At 71.8% G+C, this 15,385-nt stretch carries 13 protein-coding genes and 1 pseudogene; 2 read left to right on the forward strand and 12 right to left on the reverse strand.

Annotated elements, in window-relative coordinates:
• Positions 1–57 precede the first annotated feature (57 nt).
• The 3 genes from O7632_RS23685 to O7632_RS23695 all read right to left on the reverse strand — a co-directional run bounded on the left by O7632_RS23685 (position 58) and on the right by O7632_RS23695 (position 3,578).
• Positions 58–1,377 (reverse strand): MFS transporter, encoded by a 1,320-nt coding sequence (locus O7632_RS23685; RefSeq protein WP_278117337.1) that lies wholly within the window; start codon positions 1,375–1,377, stop codon positions 58–60.
• A gap of 72 nt (positions 1,378–1,449) precedes the next feature.
• Positions 1,450–2,121, reverse strand: a complete 672-nt coding sequence (locus O7632_RS23690) for a UdgX family uracil-DNA binding protein (RefSeq protein WP_278117339.1) — start codon at positions 2,119–2,121, stop codon at positions 1,450–1,452.
• Positions 2,122–2,219: 98 nt separating this feature from the next.
• Positions 2,220–3,578 (reverse strand): aminotransferase class I/II-fold pyridoxal phosphate-dependent enzyme, encoded by a 1,359-nt coding sequence (locus O7632_RS23695; RefSeq protein WP_278117341.1) that lies wholly within the window; start codon positions 3,576–3,578, stop codon positions 2,220–2,222.
• Positions 3,579–3,616: 38 nt separating this feature from the next.
• Between O7632_RS23695 and O7632_RS23700 the strand changes: the two are divergent.
• Together O7632_RS23700 and leuE are read left to right on the forward strand one after the other, a co-directional pair.
• Positions 3,617–4,180 (forward strand): annotated as a pseudogene (locus O7632_RS23700) (pyridoxamine 5'-phosphate oxidase family protein); the annotation flags it as partial.
• Between the two features lie 145 nt (positions 4,181–4,325).
• A complete protein-coding gene (gene leuE / locus O7632_RS23705) occupies positions 4,326–4,985 on the forward strand; it encodes a leucine efflux protein LeuE (protein WP_278117342.1) in 660 nt (219 codons plus the stop codon).
• Positions 4,986–5,051: 66 nt separating this feature from the next.
• On the opposite strand, the gene O7632_RS23710 is transcribed toward leuE, so the two are convergent.
• The 9 genes from O7632_RS23710 to O7632_RS23750 all read right to left on the reverse strand — a co-directional run bounded on the left by O7632_RS23710 (position 5,052) and on the right by O7632_RS23750 (position 15,117).
• Entirely contained in the window at positions 5,052–6,116 is a 1,065-nt protein-coding gene (locus tag O7632_RS23710; protein WP_278117343.1) for a hemolysin family protein, read from the reverse strand.
• Positions 6,113–7,450: a hemolysin family protein gene (locus O7632_RS23715; protein WP_278117345.1), complete on the reverse strand. Its 1,338-nt coding sequence runs from the start codon at positions 7,448–7,450 to the stop codon at positions 6,113–6,115. Before O7632_RS23715 ends, O7632_RS23710 begins: the two co-directional genes overlap by 4 nt.
• 221 nt (positions 7,451–7,671) lie before the next feature.
• Positions 7,672–8,079 carry a monovalent cation/H(+) antiporter subunit G gene (mnhG, locus tag O7632_RS23720; RefSeq protein WP_278117347.1) on the reverse strand — a complete coding sequence of 136 codons (408 nt, stop codon included), beginning with the start codon at positions 8,077–8,079 and terminating at the stop codon, positions 7,672–7,674.
• On the reverse strand, positions 8,076–8,369 hold the full coding sequence (locus O7632_RS23725) for a monovalent cation/H+ antiporter complex subunit F (RefSeq protein WP_278117348.1): 294 nt from the start codon (positions 8,367–8,369) through the stop codon (positions 8,076–8,078). The genes mnhG and O7632_RS23725 overlap by 4 nt, the downstream gene beginning before the upstream one ends.
• Positions 8,366–9,013 (reverse strand): Na+/H+ antiporter subunit E, encoded by a 648-nt coding sequence (locus O7632_RS23730; protein ID WP_278117349.1) that lies wholly within the window; start codon positions 9,011–9,013, stop codon positions 8,366–8,368. The genes O7632_RS23725 and O7632_RS23730 overlap by 4 nt, the downstream gene beginning before the upstream one ends.
• A gap of 61 nt (positions 9,014–9,074) precedes the next feature.
• The gene (locus tag O7632_RS23735; protein ID WP_278117350.1) at positions 9,075–10,790 is read right to left on the reverse strand and encodes a Na+/H+ antiporter subunit D; all 1,716 of its coding nucleotides are present in this window, start codon (positions 10,788–10,790) and stop codon (positions 9,075–9,077) included.
• Positions 10,787–11,278, reverse strand: a complete 492-nt coding sequence (locus tag O7632_RS23740) for a Na(+)/H(+) antiporter subunit C (protein ID WP_278117351.1) — start codon at positions 11,276–11,278, stop codon at positions 10,787–10,789. Before O7632_RS23740 ends, O7632_RS23735 begins: the two co-directional genes overlap by 4 nt.
• Position 11,279: 1 nt before the next feature.
• On the reverse strand, positions 11,280–14,330 hold the full coding sequence (locus O7632_RS23745) for a Na+/H+ antiporter subunit A (protein WP_278117352.1): 3,051 nt from the start codon (positions 14,328–14,330) through the stop codon (positions 11,280–11,282).
• Between the two features lie 382 nt (positions 14,331–14,712).
• A complete protein-coding gene (locus O7632_RS23750; protein ID WP_278117354.1) occupies positions 14,713–15,117 on the reverse strand; it encodes a hypothetical protein in 405 nt (134 codons plus the stop codon).
• Positions 15,118–15,385 lie beyond the last annotated feature (268 nt).

The following is a 15,385-nucleotide window of genomic DNA, read 5'->3' on the forward strand; positions in this document are numbered from 1 at the left end:
TCCACCGGCTTCCACCGGCTTCCACCGGCTTCCACCGGCTCCGGCGGACGCCGGCGGTCACCGCCGCGCCGCGGCGGCCGGCACGGGCCGCAGCGCGAGCGCCAGCAACGGTACCGTGGCCAGCGCCGCGAGCATGTTGAGCACCGGGTAGCCGGCCCATCCGACGATCACGCCACTCACCGCGCCCGCCGCCGCGCCGGCCAGGCCCATCGTCAGGTCGGACAGGCCCTGCACCGATGGCCGGACGTCGACCGGCACCGACTCGGACAGCAACGTCGAACCGGCGACCATCGTGCCGGACCACCCCAGACCGAGCAGCACCAGCCCGACGACCAGGCGTACGGTGTCGTGACCGGCCGTACCGGCGACCGCGCAGGCGGCCAGCAACAGGCCGATCCCGCCGAGGATCACCGGACGGCGGCCCACCCGGTCGGTGAGCCACCCGACCACCGGGGCGAGCGCGTACATGCCGGCGATGTGCAGGCTCAACACGATCCCGACGACCTCAAGGACATCGTCGTCGCCATGGGCCGTACCGAGATGCACCGGGGTCATCGCCATCACGCCGACCATCACCAGGTGGCCGACCGCGACGGCCGCGATACCGAGACGGGCGGCGGGGCTGGCGGCGACCACCCGCAGCGCGGGTCGCAGACCACGGCCGGTTCGATCCGCTGGCGCGCCAGCGGCGGGCGCACCAGCGGAGTAGGCAGACCCGGCGGCGGCCAGTCGGCGGGCGGTGAGCAGCGGATCCGGCCGGAGCCCGACAGCCAGGATCAGCGCGGCAAGCAGGAACGCCCCGACGCTGAACACGAACGGACCGGACAGCGACGGCAGTCCGAATCCGCTCACCGACCGGTCGGCCAGCGAGGCGAAGTTCGGCGCGGTGACCGCCCCGATGGTGGTCGCCCAGACCACCAGGGACAGTTGCCGTCCGCGACGGGCCGGCTCGGCCAGATCGACCGCCGCGTACCTGGCCTGCAAACCCGCCGTGGTGGACCCGCCGAAGAGCAGCATGCCGACGAAGAGCAGCGGGACCCAGTCCAGCACGGCCGCCGCCACCACCAGCGCCGCGCCGGTGGCGCCGACGAGGTATCCGAGCACCAGGCCGGGGCGGCGGCCGCGCTCGTTCATGATCCGCACCACCGGTACGGCGAGCAGTGCCCCGCCCACCACCGCGGCGCTCTGCGCCAAGCCGGAGACGGTGGTGCCGCCGAGACGGGCGGCGAGCAGGCCACCCACGGAGATCCCGATGGTGACCCCGATACCGCCGACGACCTGCGTGCCGGCCAGCAGGCGCAGGGTGCGTCGCTGGATCCGGGCGACGTCGACGCCGGTCGAGGTGGGGGTGGAACGTGGGGTGGTGAGCGCTGCCATCAGTGTCCCTCGGTCGGCCCGTACCGGTCCAGCCGGTGAAGGGGTGGGTAGCTGGGGTGAGCCGGCGAGGAGCTAGCCAGCGAGGAGCTTGCCGGCGACGGTGAGATCGGCGACCAGACCACGGTAGGCGGTCTCCCGGTCGTCGGCCCGCAGCACGGCGGAGGGGTGGATCGTAGCCACCAGCCGGGCCGGGGCGACCGGGAAATCCCGCGCCCGCTGCGCCGAGTCGGGCCAGGGCATCGGTACGCCGCGCGACCGGGTCACCCGGAACGACGGACCGAGCAGCGCCTTGGCCGCCGTCGCGCCCAGGACCACCACCACCTCGGGCCGCAGCATCGCGAACTCGGCCACCAGCCAGGGTCGGCAGGCCACTATGTGCACCCGGTCCGGGGTCTGATGGATCCGACGGCTTCCCTTGAGCTGGAACCGGAAGTGCTTCACCGCGTTGGTCAGGTAAATCTGGTCGGCCGCGATCCCGGCGTCGTCCACCGCCCGGCGCAGCAGATGCCCGGCCGGGCCGACGAACGGCAGCCCCTGCCGGTCCTCGACGTCGCCGGGCTGTTCGCCGACCATCACCACCCGGGCGTCGGCGTCGCCTCGGCCGAAGACGACCTGGGTGGCGTCCTGATGCAGGTCGCACCCACGACAGCCGGGAGCCGCCGCGCGCAGGTCGGCGAGGTCGGCGGCATCGGTGGGGACGTACGGGTCGGCACCCGTGGTAGTGGTGGTGTCGGGTCGAGTCACATGTCCTTCTTACCGGGTCCGGTGCCGGCAGCTCACCCGGGCGGGGGTCGGGGGTCCGGCACGGTCTCCCTCCGCCGCCGGCCGGGGCTGACAACGGTTCACCGCCCGATCGGTCGCCGCGAGGGTGGCCGGACCGCCCGGTGTACCGCCTGGGCCAACGCCGCCATCGCGTCGTCGTCGAGGCGGCTGATGGTGATCCGGACGCCGGCGGCGCTGTCCAGCCGGTAGCGCGAACCAGGTGCGACGAGGTAGCCCTCCGCTTGCAGCTGCCCGACCGCCCACGTCTCGTCGGTGACGGGAACCCAGACGTTGATCCCGCTGCCGCCGTGGCTGGCCACGCCGTGCTCGCCCAGCGCGGCCCGCAGCGCGGTGCGTCGTCGCCGGTAGCTGTCAGCGGCGGAGGTGACGGTCGCGGCGACCGTCGGGTCCCGCCACAGTCGCACGACCAGATGCTGCAGCAGGGTGGAGACCCAGCCGGAGCCGATCCGCATCCGCCCCTCGATCCGGCTCACCGTCGCCTCGTCACCGGTCAGCAGCGCTACCCGCAGGTCCGGCCCGTACGGCTTGCTGACGGATCGGACGAAGGCCCAGTGGGTGGTCGCGCCCGCCAGCGGACGCGCGGGGGCGTCGGAGAGTTCGGCGGCGTGGTCGTCCTCGACGAGCAGTACGTCAGGGCTGGCCCGCAGCAGTCCGCGTAACGCGTCGGCGCGCGGCGCCGACACGGCCGCCCCGGTCGGGTTCTGGGCCCGGGTGGTGACCACCACGGCGCGGGCTCCGGCAGCGAGTGCCCGGCGCAGACCCGACTCGGTCGGGCCGTGGTCGTCGACCGGCATCGGTACGGCGGTCAGGCCCAGGGCAGCGACGAGGTCGAGCAGGTTTGCCCAGCCCGGATCCTCGACGGCGACCCGGTCACCGGGTCGCAGCTGACCACGGAGCAGGCGTTCGATCCCGTCCAGGGCTCCGCTGGTCACCGTGACCGGGGCCGGCAGGAGGCCGGTCGCGGCGAACCGTTCGCGGGCCAGCTCGGTCAGTGCGGGCAGCGGGCCGGCGTCGGCGTAGCCGGGGGTGTACCCGTCGGCGTCGAGGGTGTGGGCGAGGCTGGCGAGGTGGGTCGGGATCGACGGCAGCAGCCGTGGGTCGGGCTCTCCGGTGGCGAGGTCGAGAAGGCCGTCGGGGGCCGGCGGCGGCATCGGGTCGGACCTCGGGCCGAGCTCCGCCACCGGGGTACGGGGTCGGATCCGGGTGCCCCGCCGGCCGTCGGTATGCACGATTCCCCGCTGGCGTAGGACCTGGTAGGCCTTGGCCACGGTGGCGGGGCTGACCGCCAGGGTCGCCGCCAGGACGCGTACCGGCGGAAGCGCCGCTCCCGGTGCCAGCGCCCCGGTCCGCACTCCGGTCTCGACGCTGGCGCAGATCTCGGTCGCCGTCGAACCGACCGGCTGATAATGTTCTACCACAATCAGTAGATTGTACTAGAACAATGTTGGGAGGGCGAGTGTATCCCCGTACCGATCGGACCACCGCGACCCGCGACCGTGGCCGGGTCAGCTACCAGCGGGCCGACGCCCACCGGATCCTCGACGAGGCCTACCACTGCAGCCTGGCCTTTGTCGTCGACGGACTGCCCCGCGTCCTACCCACCCTGCACGTACGCATCGACAACACCCTCTATCTGCACGGCTCGACCGGCAGCCGCCCGCTGCTCGCCGCCCGGTCGCCCGACGGACTGCCGGTGTGCGTGGCCGTCACCATCCTGGACGGACTGGTCTATGCCAGGGCGCAGGCACACCACAGCGCCAACTACCGGTCGGTCGTCGTCCATGGACTCGCCCGGCTGGTCAGCGACGACGTCGACAAACGGCGGGTGCTCGACGCCCTGGTGGACAAGGCCGCTCCCGGCCGTACCGCCGACAGCCGGCCGCCCAGTCGCCGGGAACTCGCCGAGACCGCCGTGCTCGCCGTGGCGCTCGACGAGGTGTCGGTCAAGAGCAGATCCGGCGAACCGAACGACGAGGACGCCGACCTGGCGCTGCCGTACTGGGCCGGGGTGCTGCCGCTGACCACGGTCGCCGGCCCGGTACGGACCGCGTCCGGGGTGACCACCGCACCCCCGCCATACCTACCGTCGACGACGTGGCCGAACGCACACCGCCGGCCTGGGTAATCCACTCGACCTGACCACGACCAGCCATCAGGATGACCGCATGCTCGGCATCACCGACCTGTGGACGTACGTCCTCGGCACCATCGCGATCGTCCTGCTCCCCGGCCCGAACTCACTGTTCGTGCTCTCCACCGCGGCCCGGCGCGGCGTCCGCCGCGGCTACCAGGCGGCCGGCGGCGTGTTCCTCGGCGACACCGTGCTGATGGTGCTCTCCGCAGCCGGCGTCGCCTCGCTGCTCAAGGCGCACCCGGCGCTCTTCACCGTGATCAAGTACGCCGGGGCGGCGTACCTCGGCTATGTCGGTCTGACCATGCTGCGGGCGGCGTGGCGCCGCTGGCGACGGCGCGACGATCCGACCACGCCCCGGCTGGTCGACGCCGCCGAGCCGGCCGCCGTCCGCTACCCGTTCCGTCGAGCGACGGTGATCAGCCTGCTCAACCCGAAGGCGATCCTCTTCTTCGTCTCCTTCTTCATCCAGTTCGTCGACCCGGCGTACCCCTATCCCGGGTTGTCGTTCCTGCTGCTCGGCCTGATCGCCCAGGCGTTCAGCGTGATCTACCTGACCGTCCTGATCTTCACCGGGACCTACCTGGCGCTGCAGTTCCGGCAGCGGCGCCGGCTCGCCGCCGTGGTGACCAGCGGAGTGGGTGCGCTGTTCGTCGGGTTCGGCGTCAAACTGGCCACCGCCGGGAGCGCCTGAACCCGCCGGCCGCGCGACCGCCCGGCGACCGCGCGACCGCCCGGCGACCGCCCGGACGATCACCGGTCACCGCATCCGTCGGCCCCGGGGAACGGTGTCGGTCTCGTCGTCGAACTCGCCGATGACCTCCTCCAACAGGTCCTCCAAAGCGACGAAACCGATCGGCCGGTCCGCCCCGGAACCGTTGGTGACCAGGGCGAGCTGTGCCTGATCGGCCCGCATCGCGGCGACCGCCTCGGTCACCGTGGCACTCGCCGGCAGGGTGAACGGTCGGCTCATCAACGCCTCGGCGGTGGTCAGCCCACCGACCGTGTTGGCCCGCACCGCGTCGCGGACGTGCACGATGCCCACGGGTGCGCCCTGGTCGCCGAAGACCACCAGCCGGGACCGGCCACTGCCCCGGGACTGCTCCTCGATCCGGTCGGCGGTGTCGGTCGAGACCACCGACACGACCTGGTGCACCGGCTGCATCACGTCGCTGACCGTGGTCCGCTCCAGCTGGAGCATCTTCGCCAGCAACTCGTGCTGGTCCGGTGGGAGCAGCCCGTGCTCCCGGGACTGCTCCAGCAGGATCCGTAGCTCCTCCGGACCGTGCACCTGGGCGAGCTGGTCCTGCGGCTCGACCCGGAACAGCCGCAGCACCGCGTTGGCGATGGCGTTCAACCCGGACAGGATCGGCCGCGACACCCAGGCGAACGCCCGGAACGGCAGCGCCAGCAGCAGCGCCGACCGCTCAGGATGGGTGATCGCCCACGACTTCGGCGCCATCTCCCCCACCACCAGGTGCAGGAACACCACCAACGCGAGCGCGAAGAGGAAGGCGATCAGGTGGCTCGCGGCGTACGGCAGCCCGGCCGTCTCCAGCAGCGGGGCGACCAGCCGCTCCACCGCGGGTTCGGCGAGCGCCCCCAGGCCGAGGGTGCAGACGGTGATGCCGAGCTGTGCGCCGGCCAGCATCAAGGACAGTTCCCGGGTCCCGTCGAGGGCCGCCTTTGCGGCCCGGCTGCCCCCCGCCGCCGCCTGCTCCAGGCGGTACCGTTTGCTCGCCACCAGGGCGAACTCGGCGGCGACGAAGAACCCGTTCAACGCCAGCAACACCACCGAGATCAGCAGGGCCCAGCCGGTACTCACACGACCACTTCCAACCGCACCGAGTCGGCGACGTGCCGGTCGACGGACAACACCTGCAGCACCGCCCGCCGGCCGGTCCGGTCGCCGTTGACCGCGCCGGTGTCGTCCAGGCTGATCGAGATGCGGTCGCCGACCACCGGCACCCGGCCCAGCTCTCGCATCACCAGTCCGGACAAGGTGTCGTACTCCGGGGCGGTCGGCAGCTCGACGCCGGTGGTGTCGGCGACCTCGTCAATCCGCCAACGGGCCGGCACCAGCCAGGATCCGTCCTCCTGCCGGGCGGGCGCCGGCTCCGGCGGATCGTCCTCGTCCCGGATCGGGCCGACGAGTTCCTCCGCGATGTCCTCCAGGCTGATGACCCCGGCGAAGCCGCCGTACTCGTCGACCACGCACGCCAACTGGCGGTGTCCCTTGCGGAGCCGGTCCAGCACCGCCGGCAGCGCGAGGGTGTCGGGCACCAGCAGCGGCGGGACCAACACCGCAGCGACCGTCGTGGTGGCGCGCTGCGCCGGCGGTACGGTGAGCACGTCGGCGATGCTGGCGATGCCCACCACGTCGTCGACGCCGTCGGCCCCGTACACGGGAAATCGGGAGTGCCCGGTCTCCAACAGGTCGACCAGGTCGGTGACAGGCGCGTCGACCCGCACCGCGTGGACGTCGACCCGGGGCACCATCGCCTCGCCGGCGGTCAGCTGGCGAAAATGCAGACCCCGGTCGAGCAGCATGGACATGGCCGAGTCGAGGTGGCCCTCCTGCCGTGACTCGGCGATGATCTGGCCCAGGTCCTCGGCCGTCGCCCCACTGGGCAGCTCCTCGATCGGGTCGATGCCGACGCGGCGCAGCAGCCGGTTGGCGGCGATGTCGAACAGCCGGATCAGCGGACCCGCCACGGCAAGATAGATCAACGTCGACCGACTGAGCGCCCGGGCCAGCGGTACGGCGCGGGCCAGCGCGAGGTTCTTCGGCGCCAACTCGCCGAGCACCATCTGCACCACGGTAGAGATGACCAGGGCGAGCGCCACGGAGATGGTCAGGCTCGCCGCCGGCGGCACCCCCACCCCGCCGAGCAGGTCGGACAGTCCCGCGCCGAGGTACGGTTCGGCGACGTAGCCGACCAACAGCGCGGTCACCGTGATCCCCAGCTGGGCACCGGACAACATGAACGACAGTCGGCTGGTCACCCGCAGCGCCCGCTCGGCGGCGGCGTCGCCGTGCTCCGCCATCGTCCGCAGCTTGCCCCGGTCGACGGCGACATAGCCGAACTCCTGGGCGACGAAATAGCCGGTCGCGACGGTCAGCACCGTGATCAGAAGTACGCCGAACACGATCAACACGAGCGGCTCAGCGCTCCGGGGACCGGTGGCGGGACGGACGTGGGCCGGGGCTCACCCGGCTGGCTACTGCTGCCCTCCTGGGCAGGAGCGTCGGTCATGGCCGGAGTATATAGCGGTTTCGACCTCCGACACCCCCCGCGCACCGGCGTCGTGTCCGGATCGGCCCAGGTCCGTCACCCGTCACCGGTCGTCGCACCGGGACCAGCGCGACGACCGCCGGATCAGACCGCCGGATCGCGGCTGTCCGTCGACCCGGTCGCCCTGGTCACCGGACCGTCGCTCGTCCCGGCCGGGTCGTCGCGCATCGCCGCCGCCTCGTCGGCGATCAGCAGATCCGGGCGAACCAGATCGGCCCGGTAGGCGGCCCGGCAGATGATGTGTGCCGCCACCGGAGCGGTGGCCATCTGGAAGATCGCGATCAGCAGCAGAGTCGCCAGTTCGGTGCCGCTGGACAGCCGCAACGCCACCCCGGTCAGCACCAGCAGCAGGCCGAGGACCTGCGGTTTGGTCGCGGCGTGCATCCGCGACGCGACATCGGGAAATCGCAGCAGACCGATACTGGCGGCCAGGCTGAGCAGGGCGCCGGAGATCAGGAAAGCGCCGGCGAGCAGGTCGGACACCGTGTTCACCGTCGCCCCCCGCGCTCCGCCGCCGACACCGCCGCCGACCGGCCGGCGACGAACCGCACGATGCTCACCGACCCGACGAAGCCCAGCAACGCCAGCACCACCAGGACCGGCAGGGTCGTCGCATGCCGGTTGATGGCCGCCTCCGCCGCCAGGCCACCGACGATGATCGCGATCAGCACCTCGGCGGCGACCACCCGGTCCAGCAGCGACGGTCCTCGGATGATCCGCCCGACAGTGAGCAGGGCAGCCGTACCGAGCAGGACGGTGACCACGACGGCGACGATCGTCATGCCGACTCTCCTTGGGGCGGGACCGGCGGGACCGGTCCGGGCGAGGGGACGGACCCACCCGGTCCGTGCGACGAGACGGACACGGCCGGAGCCGGTGGCGGGACCGGCGCGTCGAGCTGGCGTACCTCGGCGGCGGAGCCGACCGCCCGGACGATCCGGGCCTCCAACTCCAGCACCTTCTCCCGGGCCTGCTCGACGTCACGGTGGTCGGCGACGTCGAGCACATGGACGTACAGGGTGCCGGTCGCGGCGTCGGCCGCGACGATCAGACTTCCGGGGATCAGCGACAGCGCCTCACCGGTCAGGGTCAGGTTGAGATCGGTACGCACCCGTAGCCGCACCGCGATCACCGCGCTGCGCGGCGTGTGCCCGAACCGTACGGCGGTCCAGGCGACCTGAGCGCTGGCGGTGAACAGGTCGATGACGAACCTGACCAGGAAGACCAGCACCGCCACCGGGCGAATCCGGCCGTCGAAGGCCACCGGCGGAAGCGGAAAGACCGTGATCACCGCCAACGCGACCAGGGCACCTCCGATGACGTTGCCGATCGAGAACTCGCCGTAGAACAGGTTCCACAGCACCACGAGTACGACGACCGCGATCAGTTGGTTGCGCAGCTGCACGCTCTTGGAGACTGGACTCACTGATTGGACCTTCCGATCGCGACTGCGGGGCTCACTCGCTGCGCTCCTTCACTCCGCACGCTCATGGTGGCCCGGCGGGGAAGACCGCTTCGATGTACGGCGTCCGATCGACCAGGTTGGCCGCCGCCTCGCCGCTGATGTCGAACAGCGGGCCGGCCAGCACGGTCAACGCCAACCCGAGGACGACGAGCGCGGTCGTCGCGCCGACCAGCAACGGCGGCATGGGTTCCACGGCGCCCGGCCCGCCCGCCGCCAGCGGGGTCGACTCCGAGTCAGTCGATGGCACTCGGACCGTCGTGGCCGGGCCGGCGGACCCACCGGACCCGGACCCTGACCCACCGGACCCGGACCCTGACCCACCGGACCCGGAGCCACCGGCCGGGCCGGCAGCGGTGCCGGAACCGGCTCCCCCGGCCGCCGGCACCCGGTCCCGCTCCGGCTCCCCCACCGCCGACTCCGGCGCGGGCTTGCGCCAGAACGCGAGATTCCACACCCGGGTGACGGCGTACAGCGTCAGCAGGCTGGTGACGGTGCCGCCGGCTACCAGCAGCCAGGCCAGCGGACCGTCGTCGGCGACACCGGCCTGCAGCAGTCCCAACTTGCCGAGGAATCCGGAGAACGGTGGAATGCCGGCCAGGTTCAGCGCGGGCAGGAAGAACAGGACAGCGAGCAGCGGCGCGGCGCGGGCCAACCCGCCGAGCCGTTCCAGGTTGGTACTCCCGCCCCGTCGCTCCACCAGCCCGGTCGCCAGGAACAGGGTGGTCTGGATGGTGATGTGGTGCACGACGTAGAAGATCGCGCTGGCCAGGCCGGCGGCCGAGCCGAGCGCGACCCCGAAGAGCATGTAGCCGATGTGGCTGACCAGGGTGAACGACAGCAGCCGTTTGATGTCGGACTGGGCGACCGCGCCGAGGATGCCCACCACCATGGTCAGCAACGCCACCACCAGGAGCAGGTCGCTGGTGCGCCCGCCCGGGAACAGCAGCGTCTCGGTGCGGATGATCGCGTACACGCCGACCTTGGTCAGCAGGCCGGCGAAGACGGCGGTGACCGGGGCCGGCGCGGTCGGATAGCTGTCCGGCAGCCAGGCCGACAGCGGGAACACCGCGGCCTTGATCCCGAAGGCCAGCAACAGCATCAGCTGCAGCACCAGCCGAAGGTCGTCGGGGAGGGCGTCCAACCGGTCGGCGAGCTGGGCGAGGTTCACCGTGCCGGTCGCCGCGTAGATCAGTCCGATCGCGGTCAGGAAGATCACCGAGGAGAGGATGCTGACCACGACGTACGTCGTACCGGCCCGGATGCGCACCTCGGTGCCGCCGAGGGTCAGCAGGACGAAGCTGGCCCCGAGCAGGATCTCGAACCCGACGTAGATGTTGAACAGGTCGCCGGAGAGGAAGGCGTTGGTGACTCCGGCGGTCAGGATCAGGTAGGTGGGGTGGTAGATGGCCACCGGCGTGCTTTCCCGGCCGTCGGCGCGGCCCTCGCCGATGGAGTAGAGCAGCACGCAGAGGGTCACCGCCGTGGAGACGACCAGCATGAGCGCGGCGAGCTGGTCGGCGACCAGAACGATGCCCAGCGGCGCCGGCCAACCGCCGACCTCGACCACCTGCGGCCCGTGCAGGTGCGCGGTGATCAGCAGGGCCAGTGCGACGCCGAAGGTCACCCCGAGCACGGCGACACTGGTGGTCCGCTGTGCCCGGGGTCGGCGGGCCAGCACGAGGGTGATGCCCGCGCCGAGCAGCGGCAGGATCACCGGTAGGGGCACCAGGAAGGTCACTGCCCGCTCCCTTCGAGGTCACCGGCGCGCGCCGGCGAGGTACGGGGTGCGCCGATCGTCTCGGCCGGGTCGAGGCCGGCGACGTCCTCGTCGGTCTCCTCGTCCACGTCCTCGGCGTTGGGCCCCTGGTCGGCGATGGCCCGCTGGACGATGAGCCGGTCCTCCAAGTCGTCCTGGACCTCGTCGTGGCCGAACAGCAGCCAGCTGCGGTAGGCCATCGCGAGCAGGAAAGCGGTCAGCCCGAGGGTGATCACGATCGCGGTGAGGATCAGCGCCTGGGGCAACGGGTCGCTCATCCGGTCCTCGGGGGTCACCTCGGCGATCGGCGCCCCGCCCGGCCGGCCGCCGAGCAAGATCAGCAGGTTGGCGCCGTTGCCGAGCAGGATGACGCCGAGCACGACCCGGGTGAGGCTGCGTTCCAGCAGCAGGGTCACCCCGGCGGCGAAGAGGACACCGACGACCAGTACGAGGATCAGGTTGGGTTCCATGTCAGTTCCTCGGTCCGACGGGGTCGGTGTCGACGCCGCCGGCGGGGCGCCCGCCAACGGATCGGGCTGCGGTGGATCCGGCACCGGTCCCGACGGAACGGCCATCGGCCCCGGTGGGCGGCGTCGCTTCGGCTTGCGCGCCGGCCACACCCGAGCGGGACACCGGGGTGTCGTCGACGTCCACGTCGGGTTCCGCCGACCGGGCGATCTGTCGGTCGACCTCGGCACCGAGGCTGCGCAGGATGTCCAGCACCAGGCCTACGACGATCAGGTACACGCCGATGTCGAAGAAGAGCGAGGTCACCAGGTGGACGTCGCCGATGACCGGGACGTGCAGGTCGACGATCGCGCTCTGCAGCACGTCTCCGGCGACCAGGATCGGACTCAGACCGGCTCCGACCGCCAGGAACAGTCCGGTCCCGAGCACCAGTCCGGCGTCGACCGGGGCCGCCTCGTTGAGTTCGTCGCGCCCGCCCGCGAGATAGCGAACCGCGAGCGCGAGCCCGGCGACCAGCCCGCCGGCGAAACCGCCACCGGGTGCGTTGTGTCCGGAGAAGAGCAGAAATATGGAGTACACCAGGACGGCATGGAAGAGCAACCGGGTGACCACCTCGAAGATGATCGATCGTCCCCGGGCCGTCTGGCTGCCACCTCCGCGCAGCCAGATCCGCTGACGCCGGGAGCGGCCCGGCGCACCGCTCGCCGGACGACCGCCCGGATCGCCCCGTGTGCCGTCGGCGGCCGTCGGCCGGCCACCCGTCGCCGCGGTGGCGATCCGACGCGGGCCGGGACCGGTCCGGGGGCGCAGGAAGACCAGGCTGGCGACGCCGGTCGCGGCGACCACCAGCACCGATATCTCGCCCATGGTGTCCCAGGCCCGGATGTCCACCAACGTCACGTTCACCACGTTGCGGCCGCCGCCGTACTCGACGGCCTGCTCGGGAAAGGCATCGGAGATCGGTTCGGCCGATCGCCCGCCGACCGCCGCCATCGCCATGCCCGACATCACCACGCCGACCACGACGCCGAGGGCGATGCGCGCGTACCGACTGGAGCGCAACGGCCGCTCGGAGAAGTAGATCGGCAACCTGCGCAGCACCAGGACGAAGACCACGATGGTGATCGTCTCCACCAGGAACTGGGTGAGCGCCAGGTCGGGCGCGCCGTGGAGGACGAACATCAGGGCGGTGCCGTAGCCGGTGACGCCGGCCAGGATGACGGCTTTGAGGCGGCGCTGCGCCCGCACGGCGGCGATCGCCGCGACGATCATCGCGGCCGCGACGGCGAGCTGTACCGGGGTGTCGTACCAGCGCCACTGCCCGGCCCAGGGTCGGGTGACCAGCAGCGCCCCGCCCGGCACCGACACCAGGACCAGCAGGATGATGCTGAGGTACTGCGGCAGCGAACCACGCTGGGTGGCACCGGTGACCTCGACCGAGAGCCGGTCCAGACCATGGGTTCCCTTGGCGTAGACAGTGGCGCCGTCGGTCGGTGCCCGCAGCCGCCGCTGTACGCCGGCCACCCGCTCGCGCAGCAGGAACAGCACCGTGCCCGCGACCAACGCCACCACCGACAGGCCGAGTGCCGGCGTGGGACCGTGCCAGAGCGCCAGGTGGTAGTCACCCGGACCGAACAGCCCGGCGTACGGGGCGAGCACCCGGTCGACCGTGCCGGCCAGCGGACCCAGCACGAGCCCGGCACCGGCAAGCACCAAGACGGGAAGCAGGAAGGCGGCACCGACCGGGCGGCTGACCGTCGGCTCCCGGCCGGGTTTGGTGGCGAACGCTCCCCAGACGAAGCGAGCGCTGTACGCCGTCGTCAGCACCGCGCCGAACACGATCAGCGCCAGCACCACCGGGTCCGGGGCGAACGATTCCAGCACCGCTTCCTTGCCGACGAAGCCCAGCATCGGTGGCACCCCGGCCATCGATGCGGCGGCGAGGACCGCGGCACCGGCGACGGCCGGCATCCGTCGGCCGAGACCACTGAGGACGGCCAGGTCACGGGTGCCGGCGCAGCGGTCGACGATGCCGACCACCAGGAACAGGGTGGCTTTGAACAGCGCGTGGGCAAGCAGCATGGTCACCGCCGCCAACGCGGGATTCCGGCCGCCGGCACCGGTGACCACCATCAGCAGGCCGAGTTGGCTCACCGTGCCGTAGGCGAGCAGCAGCTTCAGGTCGTTCTGCCGCAACGCCGCCCAGCCGCCGGCCAGCATCGTGGCGCTGCCGGTGGTGACGATCAGCCAGTACCACCAGGCGTTGCCGGCGTACACCGGCGCGAGCAGCGCGACCAGATAGACGCCGGCCTTGACCATCGCGGCGGCGTGCAGGTAGGCACTCACCGGCGTCGGCGCGGCCATGGCCGCCGGCAGCCAGAAGCTGAACGGGAAGATTGCCGACTTGGACAGTGCCCCGACGAGGACCAGTACCAGCGCGATGGCCAGGTATCCGCCGGCCGACGGCGGGCTCTGCGCGATCTGCGACCAGCGGTAGGTGCCGGCCTGCTCGCCGAGCATGATGAAGCCGACCAGCATGGCCAGGCCGCCGAGCGTGGTGACGATCAGGGCCTGGGCGGCGGCTCGTCGGCTGGCCCGCTTCTCCGGGTTGTGCCCGATGAGCAGGTAGGAGAAGACGGTGGTCAGTTCCCAGAAGACATAGAGCAGGATCAAGTTGTCGGCCACCACCAGGCCCAGCATCGCGCCAGCGAAGCCGACGAAGACCGCAGTGAACCGGCCGAGCCCGGGTTCGTCGGCGTCGAAGTAGCGGGCGCAGTAGATCAGTACCAGGCCACCGACCCCGCCGACCAGCAGCACCATCAACCAGGAGAGGGTGCCCATCCGGAAGGCGAGGTCGAGACCGAGTTGCGGTACCCAGGAATAGGTCTCCTCGGGCGGCGTACCGCCGCGTACCGTCGAAGTGTCAGCCAGCGCCCAGACGAATGCCGCGCCGGGCGCGGCGGCGACCAGGTAGCAGGCACGCGGACCCCACCAGCGGACCAGCAGCGGCGCGACCAACGCCGTCACCAGGTGGACGATCAGCAGCACCAGCACACAGGGCTCCAGGTAGGTGTCGTCGCGGGCCGGCGGGGCCGGTCCGGATGCGGGTCCGGGGAAAAGGTTCGCACGGCGGGTGCGACCAGGTACGTCAGACGACGGTCGTGGCCCGCCGTCAGGTCGGGCCTGTCGTCAGGTCGGGCCTGTCGTCAGGTCCGACCGCCGAACTGCTGGTTCCGAGCCGACCGCCGGGCTGGAAGCCGACGGTCGACCCGTGAGGCCGACGGTCGGCGGCCAGGTCGGCCGTCATCGGGCGATCGGCGCGACGTCGGGAAACGCGACGGCGCGGATGGCTCGGGCGGTGGGCGGATCCGACGGCTGCGCGACGCGCTGGCCGGCCGGTGGTGCCGCCGATCCGATCAGTGGACGGTCAGGCTGACTAGGGTCGGTCCGGAGGACCACGGCTGTCGATGTCGCGCGGGCTGAGGCGGGCCGCCGAGCGGTCGGTCGGCCGATCCGCGAGGTCGCCACGGGCGAACCGGCTCGCGGCCCAGCCGGCGGTGGACCCCACCATCGGCGTCGCGTGGTCGTGCTCCGGGCGACGCGGCTGGTCGACGGACAGTGGTCGATCGGGACGGTCGACGTCGGCCTCGCCGGCCTCGCCGCGACCTCCGACGGAGACGGTCTGGTGCAGCAGAGCCGCCCCGATCGACGACGGACCCGGCGCGATCGCGACCACCGGATTGGCCACCGACGCGGATCCGTGTACGGCCGTGGCGGCGAGCAGGAACAGCAGCACGGCGGCAAGGCATCGGTGCGAGGGCAGGCTGAGCAGACGCGTCATCCGTACCCCCTTCCGTGTCGTCTCCCGCTACCCTACCGGCCCTCGGTCGCCGACCGAGGACGGCCGGTATCGCACCGTCGGTGTCGGCCACTCGAGCCGGGAACCTGGATGGTAAGCCATGGACCCGCAAACGGTAGTTACCAGATGGTTACCGGCGGATGCCGGCCGAACCCGTCGGCCTGATCGTCATACCCGCCGGATGAGCCGGCGATTCATGGAAGACACCACTGTGGAACGGTCGCTTTACCGACGGCAGACGACGAGACCT

Source organism: Solwaraspora sp. WMMD406 (genome assembly GCF_029626025.1).
Classification (GTDB): Bacteria; Actinomycetota; Actinomycetes; order Mycobacteriales; family Micromonosporaceae; genus Micromonospora_E.